Annotated in this window: 5 protein-coding genes; 1 reads left to right on the top strand and 4 read right to left on the bottom strand. The window is 71.5% G+C overall.

Going from position 1 to position 19,858, the window contains the following annotated elements:
• Positions 1 to 61 precede the first annotated feature (61 nt).
• On the top strand, positions 62 to 1,492 hold the full coding sequence (locus ACLQ21_RS05885) for a phytoene desaturase family protein (protein WP_425662314.1): 1,431 nt from the start codon (positions 62 to 64) through the stop codon (positions 1,490 to 1,492).
• A 499-nt stretch (positions 1,493 to 1,991) separates the two neighbouring features.
• Here ACLQ21_RS05885 and ACLQ21_RS05880 read toward each other — a convergent pair whose 3' ends face one another.
• The 4 genes from ACLQ21_RS05880 to ACLQ21_RS05865 are packed head-to-tail and all read right to left on the bottom strand — an operon-like array spanning position 1,992 to position 19,803.
• Positions 1,992 to 2,342, bottom strand: coding sequence for a hypothetical protein (locus ACLQ21_RS05880; RefSeq protein ID WP_425662313.1), 351 nt, complete (start codon positions 2,340 to 2,342; stop codon positions 1,992 to 1,994).
• 15 nt (positions 2,343 to 2,357) lie between these two features.
• Positions 2,358 to 10,220, bottom strand: coding sequence for a SpvB/TcaC N-terminal domain-containing protein (locus tag ACLQ21_RS05875; protein ID WP_425662312.1), 7,863 nt, complete (start codon positions 10,218 to 10,220; stop codon positions 2,358 to 2,360).
• Positions 10,217 to 13,531 (bottom strand): hypothetical protein, encoded by a 3,315-nt coding sequence (locus ACLQ21_RS05870; RefSeq protein ID WP_425662311.1) that lies wholly within the window; start codon positions 13,529 to 13,531, stop codon positions 10,217 to 10,219. The genes ACLQ21_RS05875 and ACLQ21_RS05870 overlap by 4 nt, the downstream gene beginning before the upstream one ends.
• Positions 13,528 to 19,803 carry a neuraminidase-like domain-containing protein gene (locus ACLQ21_RS05865; protein ID WP_425662310.1) on the bottom strand — a complete coding sequence of 2,092 codons (6,276 nt, stop codon included), beginning with the start codon at positions 19,801 to 19,803 and terminating at the stop codon, positions 13,528 to 13,530. Before ACLQ21_RS05865 ends, ACLQ21_RS05870 begins: the two co-directional genes overlap by 4 nt.
• Positions 19,804 to 19,858: the final 55 nt, after the last annotated feature.

The following is a 19,858-nucleotide window of genomic DNA, read 5'->3' as shown; positions in this document are numbered from 1 at the left end:
GAGGCTTGCGACGCGACCGACAGGACCGGACGCATCCGCCCGACTCGGACCAGGAGGCCGCATGACCAGCGCTGTCATCGTCGGCGCGGGGCCTAACGGGCTCACCGCCGCCGCCGTCCTCGCCCGCGCGGGGCTCGAGGTCACCGTGCTCGAGCGGCTGCCGTACATCGGTGGCGCGAGCTCGTCGGTCCCCGCCTTCGGCGATCAGGCGATCATCGACCCCGGTGCCTGCGGGCATCCGTTCGGCATCACGAGTCCCGCGTTCCGGGCGCTGGGCCTCGAGCAGCACGGGCTCGAGTGGGTGCACGCGCCGGTGCCGATGGCGCACCCGCTGCCGGGCGGCCGCGCCGCGATCCTCCACCGCGACGCCGAGCAGACCGCCCGCGAGCTGGGCGTCGATGCGCGGGCCTGGCTCGCGCTGCACAAGCCCGCGACCGACGACCCCACGGGCACGGCCGAGGCGATCCTCGGGCCGATGGTGCGCCTCCCGAGCGACCCGGTGCTGCTCGCCCGCTTCGGGCTGCGCGGCGGATGGCCCGCGACCCTGCTCGCCCGCTCCGTCTTCCGCTCGGGCGCGGCGCAGGCGCTCTTCGCCGGCAGCGTCACGCACGCGACGCTGCCGCTCGGATCGCTCCTCACGAGCGCGTTCGGCATCGCCTTCGGCGGCGTCGGCCACAGCGCGGGGTGGCCGTTCGCGAAGGGCGGGTCGCAGTCGATCGCGGATGCGCTGCGTCGCGTCGCCGAGGCCGCCGGCGCCCGCATCGAGACCGGCGTCGACGTCACCGACCTGCGCGATCTGCCGGCTGCCGACCTGATCCTGCTCGACGTCACGCCGCACCAGCTCGTGCGGATGGCGGGCGACCGGCTGACCGGCCGCTACGCGAAGCGGATGCGGTCGTGGAAGTACGGGCCGGCGGTGTCGAAGCTCGACCTGCTGCTCGACGGGCCGATCCCGTGGAAGGATCCGCGCGCGGAAGGCGCCGGCACCGTCCACGTGGGCGGCACGCTCGCCGAGGTCGTCGAGGCGGAGCACGCGGTCGCCGTGGGTCGGATGCCCGACAAGCCGTTCGTGCTGCTCACCCAGCCGACCGCGGCCGATCCCGAGCGGGCGCCCGCCGGGAAGCACCTGGTGTGGGCGTACGCGCATGTGCCGCACGCGTGGCCGGGCGACGCATCCGCCGCCATCGAGGCGCGCATCGAGGAGTACGCGCCCGGCTTCCGTGACCGCGTGCTCGAGCGGCAGTCGATGCCGCCGGCGGCGCTCGAGCTGTGGAACCCGAACCTCGTCGGCGGCTCGATCGGCGGCGGCACGCTCGCCGGCACGCAGCAGGTGCTGCGGCCGGTGCTCGGGAACCCGTACCGGGTGCGGATGCCTGGGCGGGTGTTCCTGTGCTCGTCGTCGACGCCGCCCGGCGGCGGCGTGCACGGCATGAGCGGCTGGCACGCGGCGCACGCGGCGCTGCGCGAGATCGGCGTGCACGAGGAGGCTTGATCTCTGAGCCGGTGCCCCGTCCCGTTCGCGACGTGTGCTGCCTGGAAGCCTCCATTCCGCGTCGCTCTGCTTCGGCTTCTTCGAGTCGAGGGCTTCACTGCCAGCGCAAGGCAGCTCGCCCTGGCAGAGATCGGCGAGGAGACCGATGCCGACGCGCTGCAGGTGCTCGGAACGTGCGAGCGATGGATGCGGCGCTCCGCCTCGCCGATGACCCCGGCGAGCCCAGCATCCTCGAGATGCACCACGCACTCATGCGCGGTCAGCGCCGGCACGCGCCCGGCGTGGTCCGCACGGAACAGGTCTGGATCGGCGGCGGTGCGGTGCCCCGCACCGCTGCACTCGTGCCACCGCTGCACGAACGAGTCCGGGTCGACATGCCGAGCGACATCCGGCCGAGCCTGACCGCTCTGTCGAGATGCGCCGGCTACCGCAGCGTTCGAGCGTCAAGAGCGGCGCGTCGACCGGCCGTTGGCCAGTCGACCCGCGGCGCCCGGAGGCGTCAGTCCAGCACGGACAGGTACTCGTACGCCATCATCATGTTGACGAAGGCGACGTACTCGGCCGAGTACTCGGGACCATCCGCAGCGGGACCCGCCAACCAGTCCTCGAGCTCGCCGCCCCGAGTGCTGAAGATCGACAGCAGGTCGTCCCGCGCCTCCGCGGGTGCCGCCTCGACGAGCTCGTCGCGCTCGACGTCGTCGCCGAGCCCCCAGACCTCGGCGTACGGCACGAGATCCCGCACCGGCTCCGGCACGGGCGCCGGGTCGAGTGGACCGACTCGGACCTCGTAGAAGTCGCCGTACCGCTCTCTCAGCGCGTCGGCCTCGAGGCCGCAGAACTGCTCGCTCATGGATCACTGCTCCTGTCAGTTGGCGATCGACTTCTTGTAGGCGTTCCACTGCTTGTAGTACTCCCTGCGGACCGCTTCCGGAACCTTCGCCGCGTCGAACATCTTCTCCGACAGTGCACGGATCTGGGCCTCGGTCACCTTCTTCCAGTCGAAGACGCCGCCCATCTTCTCGGCCATCGCCTTCTTCCACTGCGGGAAGATGCCGCGGGTCGCATCGTGCGCCTTCGTGGGCATGAGCACGGCAGGCGCGTCACCGGAGCTGTACTTCGAGAAGTGCTTCTTCATCCACGCGCTCATCACGCCGTGGTGCGACTCCGTGCCCGTCGGCCGCGGCTTCGGCATCCCCTTGTGGGGACCCACCTTGTACTTGCCCAGCGTGACGCCCGAGCCCGCCGTCTCCGCCGTCTTCAGGATCTGCGCGGTCTTGGCCGCCGTCACCGGCGGAAGCACGACCTTCGGCATCGTCGCCACCAACGTGCCGCCGCCGGAGCCCATGACCCCGGTGGCCGGTGCCAGCCTGCCGCCGTCGGCGAGCACCTCCATGCCCTCCTTGACGGTCGTCGCGAGCGCCTTCCCGCCCTGCACCACCGACTTGCCGCCGCTGACGACCGCCGACTTCGCGGCCCCCGCCCCGTCGACGAGCGTCACGACATCGGCGATGTTGAGCACGATGTCGAGGGATCGGCTGGCGAGCTTCTCCTTCGCCGCGTCGTCGCCCTCGAAGTAGACCTGGGCGCCGTAGTAGCCCACGTCTCCCGCGGCATCGAGGGTGTCGGTCACGAGGTGCTTGACGCCGGCCCCCATGGAGACGACCAATCCGCCGACCCCGTCCTGCTCGATCTTCTCTTTGATCGCGGCGGGTGCCTTCATCAGTGCTTGTCCGCGCTTGTCGAGGTTGTTGACGATGCCGCGCGCGACCGGCGACTCCTGGACGCGATCGTCGACCCAGAGCGCAGCCCGCTCCGCCCAGTTCAGATCGTCGCGCCAGTCCGCTCCGGCGGCGTCGTGCAGCCGGACCGGGTTGGCGGCCGCGTACACGTACAGGCTGATCCCGGCGTCGACGCCGGCGGGGTCGGTCGAGATCCAGCGACAGAGCCACGAGGCGTAGTAGCGGGTGCCGAAGTGCGACAGGCCGGTGCCGTCATCGCGCTCCTTGCCCGCGAACCGATAGCGCTTCGGGGTGTCGAGCGCTGAGCGCACCGCCTGATAGGTGGTGCTCCCGTACGGCGTGTACTCCTCGTACGACACCAGGCCGCCGGCTTCGTCCAGCTCGAGCGCGACGGAGCCCTGCGCATCCGGCACCGTGAAGCGCACCAGCCTCGCGGGCGCCCGGTCGGCACCCGCCGTGTCTGCAGTCCGGTGCTCGATCAGCACCCGACCGCCGTCGCCTCCCGGCACCGCCAGCGTCCGGCGCTCGAGCAGATCGCCGCCGCGGCGGCGGCGATAGACCTCGACGGCGCCGAGGTGCAGCCGTTCCTCGACCACATCCGGGGAGGTGCGCAGCACGCGCACCCGCGTCCCGTCGGAGTCGTAGTCGTAGGCGGCCTCGCCGCGACCCGGACCCAGCTCCGCGCCCGCCAACCGGTCCTCGGCGTCCCAGCTGAGCGTGCCGACGCCGGGCAGCACGGTGACGTTGCCGTGCTCGTCGTAGGAGAGCCGCTCGGTCACCCCGTCGACTGTGGTGCTGCTCAGCCGGTTGCTCACCCGGCCGCTCTCGAGCCGACTCGCTTCGGCATAGTCGTGGCTCCGTGTCCAGCCGGCGTGCACCGGGTCGGTACCGCGGTGCTGCAGCGCCCGCAGGTTGCCGACCGCGTCATAGACGAATCGTTCGATGTAGCCACCCATCGCCGTGCCGTCGGTGGGCGCGAACCCCGCGCCATCGGTCAGGCCCGTCCGGCCGGCGTCCGTGCTCGAGTGGGGCGTAGGGGATGCCCCAGCCTGGCCCAGGTGCTCGCGACCGGTGGCGGTGAGGAGGCGGTAGATCGCGTCGTACACGTACGCGGATCCCGGCTCGACGCGTCGGTTGCGGAAGAAGATCGCCTGCTGCGCGTCATCCCGCACGCGTGTGATGTTGCCGGCCGGGTCGTACGTCAGGCGGAGGGATTGCACCTCCTTCCCCGGCCACCCTGCCGGTGGCGGATCTGCCGCATCCGCGGGGAAGCTCAAGACATCACGGGTCGTGACCTGCCTCGTCATCATCCGCGCGCTCGGGTCATAGCTGTACGCGGTCGACGTGCGGTTGCCGCGGCCCAAGCGGATGCGCCGGCCGTGAGCGTCGTACTCGACCGAGGTGACGACGTGCACGTCGGCCGTCGCGGGATCGAGCAGGTCCGCCGGCGCGGTCGGGCGGGCGAGCCACGCGTCGACCGTCTCGATGAGGTCCGCCTCGTTGTAGGCGGTTCGCACGACATCCACGGTCGCGCCGGCGGCGTCGGACCATGGCCCGGCGGACTGCAGGACGCGGTCGAGCGCATCCTGCGTGTCCGCCCTCCTCCAGGTCTCCGACTGGAGCTCCGGCTCGGCGGCACCCATGAAGACGACGGAATCGACGAGCCCTTCTCCGATCGCCGTCAGCACCGCCGTCCAATCGGCGGTGGCCGAGCGTCCTGAGCGGAGCCGCAGCGCGACGCTCCGCGCTCGGCCCTTGAAGTCCCGATCGTCGGTCCAGCTCAGGCCCGACGGCTCGAGCTCGAGCCACCCGCTGCCACGCAGGTTGTGCGCCGCCGCGAGGGCGCGGCGCTCCCCGTAGACGGTGAGCTTCGTGAGCCGCTCCCCGGCAGCTCCCGACACCCACTCCTGCGTGACTCGTCGCAATCGGTCGCGCGCCGTGCGGAAGCGATGGCCGCGGCTCGACCAGAGCAGCACCGGCTCGCCGGCGGCATCGCGCAACGACCACCGGCTGCCGGCCTCCATGCTGTCGAGGAGCAGCAGCCGCCCGGCGGCATCGTAGGTGGAGCGCACCACGAGCCGCCCCAACGGGTCGCCTCCACTCGTGTCGGCGTCGCGCCTGGCCAGCACCTGACCCTCGAGATCGAGGACCGATCGTGAGTGCAGCGTGGACTCGGTGCCGTCGAGCGGGTGGTCCGGGCTCACGACGCGGTTGCGCACCGACGTCAGGAACGGGCGTCCGAGCACGTCGAGCACCTCGCGTGACGGCGTGTCGGCGTGCGCCGCCGCCTGCCGAGCCGCCGCCTGCTCATCGGCGCCCATGGCTCCACCGGCTCGCGCGGCGTACCAGCCCTGCCAGGGGTGCGCGGCGAGGTACGCCTCGACGAGCGGGGCGACATCGGCATCCGTCGCGGGGTCACCGGTCTGCAGCCCGCGCGCCGTGCACGTGTCTGCGGCATCGTAGGTCGTGCGCTGCCACGCCTCGAGCACGGTCTTCTGATACGTGCCGTTCGGGAACAGCGTCGCGACGCCGCGACCGAGGGCGTCGTAGAACACGACTGGGCTCACCCCCACCTCGACGGCCGCCTCGAACCGATGCGTGCCGGTGAAGAAGGGCTCGTACTTGCGCACCGGCGCGCCCTTGGCGTTGAGCACCGTCCACCCGGTCGCGACCCACCGGCGCACCGTCGGCCCGCCGGGGAGCAGGGCGCCGGGCTCTGCGGGGACCTTGACCTGCATCTCGCGACCGACGCCGTCGAGGTGGGCGAACCGCAGCGCGATGCGCGTCGACTCGCCCGCGGCCAGCTCGGCGTCGTGCGTCTCGCGCTGCAGCGTCACGACGACGGGCGGATCCGGCGTCTGCCGGTCCCGCGTGCGGAGGAACGCGGTCTCGTCGTGCACGAACCGCGTCGTCGCCCGGCCGAGCAGGGCCACCGCGTGCGCATGCGGTTCGTCGAGGAACGCGCGCAGCACCGCCTCCGGGGGATCCTCGGTGAAGCCCGTGAGCGAGTCACCGGCGCGCTCCCCCGGCTTCCCCCCAACCGCGACGCCCACCAGGCGTCCCAGCACATCGTGCGCGTAGGACGTCTCGTTGCCGTTGGAGTCCGTCACGACCGTGGCCTCGAGCACTCGGTAGTCGTTGACGGCCGAGGTCGTGCTGCCGAGCGGATCGGTGGTGGACACCGGCAGCAGGTCGTCGGCGTCATACCGGACGATGGATGCTGCCCCGAAGGCGTCCTCGATGCGGCACGGCAGCGCGTGGTGGGCGAGCGCGTAGGCACGCTCCTGCAGGGGGGAATGCGCGGGGTCGGGCGACAGGTACGCGCGTCCGGATCGTAGCCACCATGCTCCCGGAGCGTCGGTGATCGGGAATCGGCCCGCGGCCACCTCGCCGTCGCCTGCGACGCAGCCCTGCTGCGGCAGGACGGTGGATGGGTCGAGCGTGGGGTCACGCTGCTGCAGGACCGCGAGCAGGGCCGGCGTGTACGCCAGCCGGTAGCGCTCGCCGGCGAGCGCCAGCGGCTGCTGCTCGCCCAGCGACAGCAGGGCTGACGGCGTGCCCTCCGCCGCGCCGAGGTCGTCTGGCCGGTAGAGCACTCTCGACCGCTCGAGCACCTGTCGGCGAGGTGCGCCGGGTGCCGGCGCCCCGTCGAACGGCACCTCGGCGCCCGTGAAGATCGCCGCGGCGGTCGTGGCCGTCAGCAAGCCCGACGGCAGGCCGGTCACCGCGAAGCTCGTCCGCTCTGCCTCGACGGGGGTCCGGTAGTCGTCCGGGTGCGCGCCGAAGCCCGGCGCGCCGGGATCGGTGTCGATCGAGGTGCGCAGGCCGTCGATCGGGTTGGTGAGCATCGACATCGCCGCGGTCGCCAGCGTGGCGGTCTGGCGTGCACGATCCCAGTCGGTCGGCAGGCCACCATCGGGCACGGCGCGGCCATACGCGACGAGCACCTCCCGAGTGGGCGTGCCGTAGTCGTCGACCGCCACGGTGCAGGCATGCTGCACCCTGGGCTCCGCGCCGCGCTCCACGAAGCAGGTCAGGATCTCGCCCGGATCGACGGCGTAGACCGCCGAGCTTCGCGCTGGTGCCGCGATGACGGCTCCGCGCCTCGACGGCGGCCCGACGCGCGGCTGGATGCGTCGAAGCGCCGGGCGACGCATCTCGACGGTGAAGGGGGTACGGGAGCGGGCGAGGCGGTCGGGCGTCGGATCCACACCGGCGTCCTCGGCATAGATCTCCTGCCGGAGCATCGTCCCCTTCAGCGCGCGCGTCGCGTCACGGAGCTCGTCGCCCCCGACACCGATCGGGAGGGCGGGCGCGTCGAGTGCCGCCACCCCGCCCGGCTGGTAGCACTCCGCCGGTTGCGGGCCGCCGTCGAGCGTGCCGGTGTGGTACCAGGTGCGGGTACGCACCGGCGGTGTCGCGTGGACCGGATCCTCGTTCGCGGCCGGCCGGCGCCCAGCGATCGCGAGCAGCTCCTCAGCATCCCAGTGCTCGACGAGCGCGAACCCTCGGAACTCCCGCTCGAACGGGTCGAAGCAGCCGCGGTGGTAGGCGTAGCTCGTCGTGAAGCGGTTCCCGGCGACCCGGTCGAGCGTCTCGACGCGCTGCACGACCTGGACGGGGAATGCGGGCGGGCTGGGCCACGGGTTGCCGGCGCGCGCGTCGAGCAGCGCGAACCGCGCGGCCGGGACGTAGTCGATCCGAGTCTCGGCGCCCATGTTGTTCATGACGGACACCAGCAGGTGCGGCTTCCCGCCGCACATGAGGTCGATGCACCGCATGGGCCGAGCCGCGTCGCCCGGCATCGCCGACGACCACACGAGGCAAGCTGTGCCGTTGCCGAGCAGATCGACCACCGCGATGCGCGCGGGGTCGTCGACCGGCAGCGGCGGCAGGACGACCGGGGCCGCGAAGGCGTTGCCCGCCTCGTTGCGGTAGATCCGCACGCCGTCAGCGTGGAGGTAGACCAGGTCAGCCGCTCCGGTGCCGTCCACGTCGGCGAAGCGGACGCGGGTCGCCTCGAAGGTGCCGGGCGGATCCGGCCGCGGCGCGGTGTCCATCGTCACCTTGGCTCCGAAGCGACCGTGCCCCAGGTTCGGCCAGTAGCAGACCTCGCCGCGCCTGACCCGGACGAGGTCGAGCAACCCGTCGCCGCTCATGTCGGCCAGGTGCACCGAGACCGAGAGGTCCTGCTCGGCGAGCACGACGCGCGGCCCGCGGTCCTCATCCATCACGCCGGAGACGCGTTGCGCCGCGCCGAACCCGTCGGGTCCGAGGCCCCGGTGCCAGACGAGCACGTCATCCTCGGTCACGAGCAGCTCGGGCTCGCCGTCGCCATCCAGATCGACGAGCCTGGAATGCGGATCGGACAGCCCCCGCGTGAGCCGCGAGCCGAATGCCCGGAACGGGCGCCAGCCGCGCCGCTCGTCGTGCGGGAAGTAGCCGTCGTCCGTGGCGACGTCGGGGCGACCGTCGCCCGTCAGGTCGACGAGCTGGGCCTCCGCGAGCGCGAGCCCCGGTCGGGGCGCGACGAGGACGGGCGCGGCGAGCGAGACGTCCCCGCCGAGCGGCGAGAGATTCTCCCGGTACAGCCACGCGCTGCCCTCCTCCGACAGCACCCCTGCCACGCCGACGCCGTGGAGATCGACGAACCGGTGGCGAGCGCCGTCGACGCCCTCAGGCAGGAGGGCCGCCCGGGTGTCGACGGCCAGCACGTCCGTGTGGATCGCGACCGGCGAGTACCCCAGGTCGAGCGGCGGTCGACTGCCCCGGTCGTACCCTCCCTGCGTGCGGCGGTAGGACGCGCGGGTGATGCTGCGAAGGGCGCTCACCACGCGGTCCTCGGGGCCGTAGTCGAGGTCGAGCGACGCGACGAGGCAGTCCCGGCCGACCGCCGGGTCGTCGGGCACGTGATGGAACATCAGGAGTCGTCGGCACCGCCGCGCGGTGCGCACCTCGAACCCCGCCCTGTACGACGAGAACGCGTCCGGCCGGTGCTCCCACTCCTCACCGCCCGCAGGGTCGGGTGCGTGGTCGTCGTGCCCGCCGTAGTCGAGGACGACCTGGAACATCCAATCCGCCGCCTCGCGCTGCGACTGCGTGAGGAAGACCGGCCGTCGACCGCCGGCGTCGAGCAGTGGTGCGCGGTTCGCGTAGAGCACCGATGTCAGGAGCCGCTCGGCAGAGCGCCGCTGGTCGCGGGCCGGGCCGCGGTTGCGCTGGTGCGCCGCGGCGAGGTCGGCTCCCCGCCCGTCCTCGCCGCGGTAGCGGAACCAAATCATCTCGCCCTGATCGTCGCGCTGCTCGCTCACGAGCCAGCGGAAGATCCGCCTGCGATCCGCCGGATCGAACACGCGCGACTCCTCGTCCAGGCCGAGGACGGTGAGCACGTTGTCGGTGGACCAGGTGCGCCAGTGCACGTCGGCGGCATCAGCGACGTTCGTCCACCGCTCGATGCGGCTGTACGCGCCCTCGATCCGCGGGCGGTAGCGACGGACCCGCCAGCGGCCGCCGGCGATCGTGCGGGGCCGGTCGAAGACCACCGGCTCGCCGTCCTGCAGCACGAGAGCGCCGGCCGCGTCCCTGTCGAGCTCTGGCACGAGGTCCTCCGCGCCCAGCACGAACGTGTCGATGCGCGGATCCGTGGTGTCGGCATCGTCGAGATAGCGGGGCAGACCCTGCTCGGTGCGGCGGCTGACGCTCGGCAGGTCGAGCGACCAGCCGATCCCGAAGGGGCCGTTGCCGGTGGCAGAGTCGTACCGCAGTGCCAGCTCCGGCCCGAAGCCCGAGCGCCCGGGGCTCGTCGGCACCGCGACCTGCAGGCTGACGCTGCCGGTCACGGGATTCGCCGCGAACGTCTCGCCCGTGTCGCGCACCGCACCGCCGCCCGTGGGCCGAGAGACGGCCGGCGCCTGGACGGCGAAAGCGCCCCCGCCCTTCCCACCGGTCGCCCCGGGCTGCGAGGCGACCTGGTGGCCGGTCTCGCTCATGGCTCGAGCGCGTAGCTCACAAGGGCGTGCACCGTCGACGCCCTGTGCTTCTTGAGGAAGGCGAAGACGGGAGAGCCGGAGTCGACGCGGAGCGCCCATCCCGCGTCGGCATCCCCCGTCAGCGGGATGCTCGTGGGCGCGACCGCGAGCTTCCGCTTCTCCAGGTCGACGACCGCGAAGGCGAGCACCAGGTCGTCGACGATGCCCGCGCTGCCGGCCCAGTATGGGAAGTCATCGACGCCCAGCTGCAGCTCGAGCACCCGGACGGCATCCGTCGCGGCCTCGGCGAACCGCTGCCACTCGACAGCGAACGCGCCGGGCAGCTCGAGCAGCTGGACGAGTGCGCCCGGCTGCTCGACGACGTCCTCGCGCAGCGCCGAGACCGCCGGAGCCGCGAGGTGTCCGGCCTCTCGCGCGGTGTAGCGGATCGTGAGCACGACGTCGGAGAGCGTCGACACGTCAAACTGCGGCACGCCGCCAGGGAGCTCCAGTCGCCAGGTGCTGATCGCACCCGCTCCCTCGAAGGGCGCCCTGCGGTCATCGCGGGAGGCAGGATCGAACGTGCCCGTGTCCTCTCGCACGCCGCTCGTGACGACGGACTGGATGGCGCCGCCGTAGTCGCGGAACCGATCGTCCGGGTCGGACCGCGCATACCCGTCACCGAGCAGCGACGACGTGCGCACGCTGCTGCGCAGCAGCGACACCTTGGCGTGCACTCCCGCGTACGGCCCGACGACAGCGGGAAGCGTGACACCGACCGACCGGATGCGTCGCAGGTACTGCCCCGGGGAGTCGAGGTCGTAGACCCACTCGGGGATGTCCACCTCGCACGAGCCGGTCGCCTTGAGCCGCAGCAGGGAGAACGGATCCAGTCGCACCAACGACACGTGCTTCGTGAGCTCGTACTCGCGCCGGTCCTGCTCGAGGTAGGCCAGCTCGAGCCGCTTGAGCTCGAGCGCCAGCCGCTCGCCCGCGAGCAGCCCGCCCCGGCCGGCATCCCAGTGGTTGAACGACACGAACGACTGCGCGTCGAGCTCCGGCCGCATCACCTCGTGCTTCAAGGTCTGCTCGGCCTTGCGCGCCACGTCGACCGCGAAGGAGTAGGCGTCGTGAAAGAGCGTGGAGAGCTCGCCGTGCATCCACGTGTAGAGCTCCTCGGTCGTGAACCGCTGCTCGAGGAACTCCGTGATCGCGGCGTGCTGCTCGACGCTCTTCGACGTCACGTCGTACTCGCTCCTGGCGACCTGCTCGCGCAGCAGCGCCGTCAGGATCTGGCGGCCGTATCCCTCGAGCTCCGCGGTGGCGATGTTCGCCTGCAGCACGTAGTCCTCGGCGCGCCGGTAGTACTGCGCGAGCTTCGCGGCCCTGTCGGCGCTGTCCCGGAACGCCGCCTGGATCTTGCTCGCACCGTCGGAGAGGTAACTGGTGCCCTTCGACAGCTGCACGCCGCCGAAGCCCGCTGCCACGCCGACTCCGATGGGAGTCGCGTGAGCATCGAACTGCGGGATGTAGGCCATAATCGCGCTGACGCCCTTCATGATCAGCGACAGGGTTCCGAAGGTGTCGGCCGTCGGCAGGAAGATGTTGAGCTCGGCGTTCTCGTTCTTGTTCAGCGGCAGCGTGTCGCCGAGCCTCCCGCCCACGAGTGACGTGACGGCCTCACCGGCGAACTCCATGAGCCCGCCGACGGTCGACTCCTTGCGATACGCCTCGCGGGGCAGCGCTCGAACGTAGCCCTGCACGAGTGCGGCGAACGCGGTGTCGAACGTCTCTGCGCTGAGCTCCTCTCGGACGAGCGTCACCACCTTCTGCGCGTCGATGTCGTTCTGACCGACGCCGAGGATCCGCTTGTAGTGGGCATAGCGCTCGAAGACCGTGGCGCGCGCCGTCAGCAGGGCCTCGGTGGCGGCCTCCGCCTCCTTCCACTGCAGGAAGCGCACGTCCTGCGTCAGCCCCGCGATCACGCCTTCGTGCTGATGCCGCAGGGTCGCCAGGTGCTCTGCCTCCCCCCGTTCGATCGCGGCGAGCATGGCCTGTCCGAGGCCTCGCACCTCGGTGGTGATCTCCTGGGCCTTGGCCAGCAGCAGCGGCCCGCGCACGGTGGAGACGGGTTGGTTGAGCCCGGCCGCGACCGCGGCGACATCCAGCCCGGCCGCGGCGGCGCTCACCAGCACGCCCGGATCGATCCGCGGTTCGAAGAGCGGCAGCTGTCGCACGACGCCCTCGATGTTCATGCAGTTGCGGATCTTGAACAGCCGATCGGCGACCTTGTCCCAGTAGCCCAGCAGCTTGTCGTTCGGCGGCACGCAGAAGTAGAGCGACCGGCCGATCCCGAACACCGACTCCGCGTCGGGGCCACCCCCGGGTCCCCCGCCGCCCGCAGCACCGCCCGCGGCGCCCGACGTGGCCGCGTCGAAGGGGAACTCGTTCTCGAGAGCGACGAGGGCGTTGCCGAAGGCGTCGATGCCGGCCGCCTTCAGCTGGGCATAGGTGCGGGGCCGGACGGTGCCTCGAGCCGGCGCCCTGGCTGGCCGAGGCCCGAGCAGGTTGGCGGCCAGGACGTAGAGCTGGGTGGCATCGTTGAGCGTCTCGATGGTGTCCTGGCGGAACAGGCTGTCGCCCCACGCGAGGAGGTTGTCGAGGTACTTCATGATCACGTTGAGCTGGTAGGCCAGGTACCGGCCGCGCGCGATGACGTGCGGTTCGAAGGGCCGGTCGCGCCACTGGTCGATCGCCTCGGTCATCCGGCGCTTGATCTCCGAGTCCTCGGGGGCCGCGAGCTTCTCGAGCAGCTCGACGATGAACTCGGGATCGGTCTCCTGGCGGAACCGCAGGAACTTCCAGAACCGCTGCGGCACCGGTTGGCTCTTGTCCTGCTCCGTGGGGTCGAAGATGAAGTGGAACCAGCGGCGCGCCTCGAGGAAGCGCTGGTTCTTGCTGAGGTGCACTGCCACCGCGAGCGGCGCATGGAAGAAGAGCTCCCAGTTGTAGCCCGCGTACGGACCGTCGTCGCTGACGTCGATCTCGTCGACGGGGAACTCGCCCTGCACCGAGGAGGATGGGGAGTAGCGCCCGGGCACGAGCGACTGCACCAGCGTCTCGAGGTACTGCGGCTGCAGCATCGCCGGGAGCCCGTCGGTGGTGAGCTTCTCGATCAGCTCATCGGTGTACGGGTGGTAGTGGGCGTGCACGGTGTAGCGCTCCGCGCGCTTGTCGGGCTGCTGGAAGACGAAGCCGCTCAGCTCGGCTTGCTCGAGCACCATCGACACGGTGTCGGAGAGGTGATAGCCGACCAGGTGCTTGTCGGTCATTGCGTCCTCCTCGTCTCGGCGATGCCCTCGGCGTCGAGCTCCACTCCTCGATAGGCGACCGTCCGCCGCGTCGCGATGGCCAACGGGAGCGTGTCCGGCGTCTCGTCGAGGGCGAGGCGGAGCACGTCGTCACCCATCACCGCGTCGCGCTGCGGCAGCACGTCGTTCGCGACCTTGATGACCGGGCCGTACTTGTCGGGGAGGACGGACTTCTCGATCAGCAGCGGGACGTCGAGGTCAATGGCGTCCAGGTCGAAGTAGTAGCGATCCTCGCGGAAGGTCGTCGCGTCGACGGTCACCCAGAATGTGGCGTGCTCGTCGTCGTAGAAGAACGGCACCTCGAAGGGGTCCTCCACCGGGTGCAGCAGCGGCCGGACCGAGAACCCCGGGAGCATCGCTCCGGACTTCGTGAACACCACCTGCCCCTTCTCGTCGTTCACCGCGGCGGGCGGCTGGTCGACGACCGTGTCGAGGGTGCGGACCCGGCGGCGCAGCGCATTGCTCACGTACCTGTCGGCCACCGATGCCTCGTTGACTGGCCTGAAGTGCTGCATCGGGTTCTCGGCGAACGCCGGCGTCGAGGCCGAGGCGACGTGGGGGGCGCGGTGCTTGCTGGTGAACGTCACCTTGAAGTGCGTCACCTTGGCCGAGCGATAGTAGACATCGAAGACGAGGCGCTCCGACACCCCTGCCGGCCGCTCGGTGTGCGGGAGGACCACGAGCCTCGAGGCATCGAACTCTTCGAGACCGGTCAGCCTGACCGGCTCGGACAGCTCCGACGACTTCGGCGAGGTCCAGCGCCCCCGGTAGTACTCGCCCCAGCCGAATCCGATCTCAGCGCCGGTCGTGGCGTTGTCACCCCAGGCGGTCTCGCCCATCGCGCTCGGGGTCTGGCTCCGGTCAGCCTCGTCGGGCTTGGGCATGGCCTGGACCCAGAAGATGTACAGCTGCTGCTTCCACACCACCGGCAGCACGATGTCTCCCGAGATGGGCAGGGAGATCTTCTCCCACGGCGTCCAGTACCGGCCTTCGCGGCGCCTGAGGTAATGCTGTCGGCTGCTGCCGTTGGTCCTGCCGACGACGTACAGCACGTCGTCTCCCGGCGCGTTGCGCGTGCGCTGGTCGAGCCAGGCACCGACGATCTCGAGCTTCGCGACGTCGTCGAGCTTCTTGAGATACGAGAGGTAGGCCTCTTCGGCGAGTTCGTCCGTGATGTCGGCCTTGAGCAGGTCGCCCTCGAGCTCCCGGAAGAAGGGCGACTTGTCGGGGCGCAGCTCGGGTTCGAGCCAGTTCTCGGGGTGGAGGAACACTCGGCGGTTGGCCTCCCATACCCGATACCGCTGCATCCAGGACCAGTGCTTCGGATCGATCGACCCGGGGTCGACCCTCGGCTCGAGGCCGAGGAGGCAGCGGGTCACGAACAGCTGCACGCTCGACAGCGCCAGCCGGATCCGCGAGGTGCTGGCGCACGAGCCCATCTGCACGTCCACCAGGAGGTGCTCGTACAGCTGATCTGCCGTGCGCACCGACGCCGTGGGCGGATCGTGATGCAGCACGTGGGCCACGAGTGCGTCGCGCCGCTGCGTGCGCAAGGTGTCGTTGACGTTCGTGAGCGTCTCGCGCCACGCGAGCGGGCCCAGGCGAGCCCGCAGCGACGCGCGGATCCCCGCCGCATCCACGGCCGTCGGTGCCGCGGTCACCCACGCGAACAGGTCTAAGGCCGGCTGCAGCGTCGTGGTCAGCAGGTCGAAGAGCGGTGCGATCCGCTCGAGATTTGCGAGGCTGCCGAGGTCGCCCTGGTTCAGCCCTGCCCTGGTGAGCGCCGCTGGGACGTCGGCGGCGCTCCAGCCGAGCACCTCGGCGAGCACCGGCGTTCCCTGCGGGGTGGCGCGCGCCGGCTCGCGCAGCAAGCCGACGAGCGTGTCGGGATCCGGCTCGTGCTCGGCTCGGAGGGCGACGAACCACGCCAGCGCTCTCACGCGCGCGAGCTGGGCGCGAACGTCGCCGGCAGGAGTCGTTGCGTCGACGGCGAGCGCCGCGAAGACGCTCTTCGTGCTCGGCTCGATGCCGCCCAGATGCCTGATCTCCGCGGGTGTCAGCGCCAGGATCTTCGTCAGCGCGACGGCCTTGGAGACTCGCAGCGCGGCGGTGCGAACCGACTCGAACACCGTCGACGACGCGATCCGGGCGGCGGGCACCGGCTCCCGAGCGGTACCGCGCGTCCGCCACGCGAGCCGCACCGTTCCACCTGCGGGAAGCGCAGCGACGGTGAGGGTGGCAAGCGCCAACCGGCCCGCGGGCATCGCGACAGCCGCGGGCGCGCGGACCTCCCCGGCAGCGCCGACCGTCACCGTCGGCACCGCGACGGTCGCGACACCAGTGCTATCGGCATCCGGGCCGATGGCGAGGGCGACGGTCGTCCCCTCCGGCGCGCTGACCCAGAGCTGCACATCGCCTCCCGACGGCGGATCGAGCAGCACCTCGTGGATGCCGTCGGCGCTCAGGTCGACGGGGCTGCTTGCGTCGAGCAGGTCGTCGAGCACCGGCCTGGACGCATCGCCGAGGGCCGGCATGACGGCCGGATCGTCGATGAGTGCGGCGAGGACCTCCGGGGTGGCTCCAGTGACCGCGCCGAGGGCAGCCCGCACTGCACCGGCCCGCAGCGTTCGGCGCAGCTCGGGCAGGATCGCGGCCATCACGGCCGCGGGCCGCTCCGCTGGCTCGACGGCGGCAGCGAGGGCCAGGGCACCGGCCAGGGCCGGAGCCTCGACGGCGAGTCCGTCGACGTCTGCTTGGCCGTCAGCCACAAGCGCATCCGTCGCGGCCTTCAGCGCGGTCACGAAGGCCTGGAGCGCGGCCGCATCGGGCACCGACGCTGCGTCCACGTCGGCGAGCGTCAGCGCATCGGCCGCTGCCTTGACGTCGGTGGCGACGGCCGGCGGCATGATGCCGACGTGGGCGAGGACGTTGTCGAACGCGTCGATGGCGAGCCCCGGCGCCACCGCCGAGACCGGCGCCGGCAGATCGTCGACCAGCGACACGAGCGGCGCCGTGTAGCGGATGCCGCCGTCGAGCAGCCCGAAGAAGCGCTCGGTCGTGATGGGGTCGTGCAGCTGCCCCACCCGGGTGACGGCGGACGTGAGGTCAGGGTCGGCCGTGGCGACGGCGAGCTCGGCGTCGACGGCGGCGAGAGCGTCGCGGAGGTTCCTGAATCCGGCGCGAGCCGCTGCCTCCGTCGGCACGAGACCGCCGACCTGGTCGTGGTGACGCAGGAGGTAGTCGAGATCGACCAGCTTGAGCCGCGCCGACTTGAGGAGCTTCCACAGCGCGACGAAGCGGAGCAGGGAGGGTGACGGCTGGTCGAGGTCGTCGGCGAACGGGTCCGCGCCGCTCAGCTCGATGAGCGTCGCGACGTCGGCGGAGCCCGCCTTCAGGAGGCGCGCGAGGTGCAACCGGCGCTCCGCCGGCGCCGGAGGGGTCGGCTGGGCGGTCGGGGTCGCGCCGGGCGTGCGCTCGGGCCACAGCGCGAGCCAATCGGCGCGAGCTCGGGCAGAGACCCCGTGCGTCTCGAAGAGCTCCTCGATCGCGCCGGTCGCGCGCAGTGCACGAGTCCAGACGTCGTCGAGGTTCGCGAGTGTGACCGCGCCCGGCGGCACTCCGAAGTGCGTGGTCAGCAGGCGATCGAGCGCCGCCGTCGCATGACCGGTCCGCCGCTGCAATCGGATGAAGCGGTGGATCAGGTGCCACGTGAGCTCGTCGAGCCCGTCGGCGGCCGAGGGGTCGGCGTACCGCAGCCGCAGGTCCCCGAACGCGGCTTCGTTCGGCCCGGCGAGGACGACGAGTCTCAATAGGTGCGGGCCCTGGGCGGTGAGCCAGGCCGGCACATCATTGCCATACGCACTGCGATCGAGACCGGCCGGAAGGGCGGTCTCGACGTCGGCAGCCGTGAGCGAGCCGTCGATGAACTGGCGCAGCTCGGCGAATCCGAGGCCGGTGGCCTCGAAGGCCGCCAGCACGGAGACAGCGGGGTTGACCGTCTCGGTCCTCAGCAGGGCGGTGAGGTCCAGGTAGTCGATGCCGAGCCGCCGTGTGAGCTGCCGGGCCGCCCCGAGGGAGGCGTTGATGGCAGCGGCGTCCGTTCCGACGGGTTCACCCAGGTGCTCCGCGAGGCTGTGGTCGGCGACCGACGTCAACGCGGCCAGATCGCCGGCATTGAGGCCCAGCCGCTCGCGCCGGGAGCCCGCGACATCGCCGACGGCGAGGAGCGCATCCGCGAGCGTCGTGTCCCACGCCTGCAGCAGCAGCCGCAGGCTCGCGAGCGGCATGTCGAAGGGCAGCTCGTAGGGGAACACCGCGCTCGCGGTCGCCGTGTATGCCGCGTCCTCGACGAACTGGGGGTCCGCCAGCAGGTCCGCGGTCTCGGCATCGGGCGCGACGTCGTGACCCGTGTAGGCAGTGAGGCTGCCGTGCACGACCGAGTGCTCGAGGATCTCGTTGACGACATCGATGTACGGCAACGCGACCGTGGTGTTCTCGCAGCTCAGCTGTAGGTGCTGAAGATCGGGACGACGATCCAGCAGCACGGTCAACGGGTTCTCGAGCGCGCGGGCATCGTCGCTGACGTCGAGCAGCTCGAGCAGCTCGACGAGATACGCCGCGGGACCGAGGACCGATCGGCACTCGGAGCAGTCGCAGTACTCGAACGCGCCGAACAGGGCCTCCAGCGTGGCTGCAGGGCTCTCGTCGGCGATCACCATCGCGTTCCCGGTGTCGGACCCCGCACCCATGACCGCGTACACGGGCGGTGTCGTGCGCTGCGTCAGGTAGGTCACCGCGAGGTTGACGGCAGCAGCGTGCACGGTCTGCGCGCGCCGGTGGATCTCGATCGCCTTCTCCTCGCCCCCGAGTCGCTGTGCATGGGCTGCGACGAACTGCGCCGACGTCATGGAGACGATCTCGCGCGCCGAGCCGATGCCGCTGGCCGCGAGCGCGAGGGTCGCCTCGTGCGTCGGAGTGATCTGGTAGAGCCGCTCGAGCCGGAGCACTCCGGCCCTGGCTTCTTCGCCGAGCCCTTCGAATCCCGTCCAGCGCTTGACGGGCGACCGGCCGATGGTGTGCTCGTCAGCCGCAGCGGTGAGGAACCCAGCCACCTCCTCGGTCGCGGGTCCGAGCCGCAGCTCGTCGCGGCGTGCCAGAGCCGCGGCGACATGGGTCGGGTAGCGCAGATCCACCTGGGCGGCCAACGCCTGGAGGTAGGTCTCCTTGGTGAGGCCCGCTGGCACGTCATCGCCGACGAGGTCATCCCAGGCCTTCGGCTCATACAGCCCGGCCACAGCCATGTCAGCGGGGCGCCCGAACCATGGGGACTCCACGAGCCTGCGGACCACAGGAGCGTTCTGCCGAGTGATCCCACCCAGGACGGCATCTGTCTGCAGTGCGGCCACGGTGCGCTCATCGAAGCCCTGCTCGCCCAGACTCCCCCAGAGCCGTTCCGGGTCGCCGCGCACGCCGCGGAAGACCTCCACGAACTGCTGCTTCTGCTGCTCGTCGAGCCGCACCGACAGCATGTCGTCGAGCGACGAGGTCGCGCCGGGCAAAGGAACCCTGAGCAGCTGCGACTCGGCTCGCTGCTTGTGCAGCGCGAGCGTGCGCTTGACCGCGCGCGGATCGGCCTCGACGACCCCGGATGCCTGCGCTTGGTCGAGCGCGCGGAGGACCGCGTCGTCCGAGACGGACGCCAGCAGCTCTGGCGCCGAGGGCAACCCGGCGCGCAGCAGCGCGTACGCCTGCCCCGCCGGGATCCTGGCCTGCCCCTCTATCTCCTCCGCTTGAGCGGCCATGGCGATCAGTCGCGGGTCCCACCCGCTGCGGTGGGCCAGGTACGAGACCGCCTCCGGGTCGAGCCCGGCGAGCTCGCGGTCGCCGAGGATGGGGGCGATCGCGGCGCGCAGCCGCACGTGCTCGGGCAGCGAAGCCAGCGCGGCGGCATCCACCGCGACGTTCAGCTCGACGTCGACGTCGGCCGAGTAGCGCGTCGCGGTCCGAGCCAATGGCTTCTCACCGCCGCGCTGATCGACGACCTGCAGCTCGAGGTCCGCGGCCTGCTTGCCATCGCGGCCGGACAGGTCGTACTCGATGACGAACCGACCATCCGCATCGGTCGTCGCGGAGCCGAGGCGCACGGTGCCGTCGAGGTCGCGGTCGAGCGCCTCGACCTGCAGCCCCGGGCGGGCCACGCCGCGCAGATCGAGGACGAGGCCGCTGACCCTCATGGCGTGCTCGCCGCGGCGAGCCCCGGCGATCGGCGCTCGAGCAGCGCAGACTGAA

It is taken from the genome of Agrococcus sp. DT81.2, from assembly GCF_049844935.1.
GTDB lineage: Bacteria > Actinomycetota > Actinomycetes > Actinomycetales > Microbacteriaceae > Agrococcus.
The sequence above is the reverse complement of the archived record's forward strand: the minus strand, read 5'-3'. Positions and strand labels throughout refer to the sequence as shown.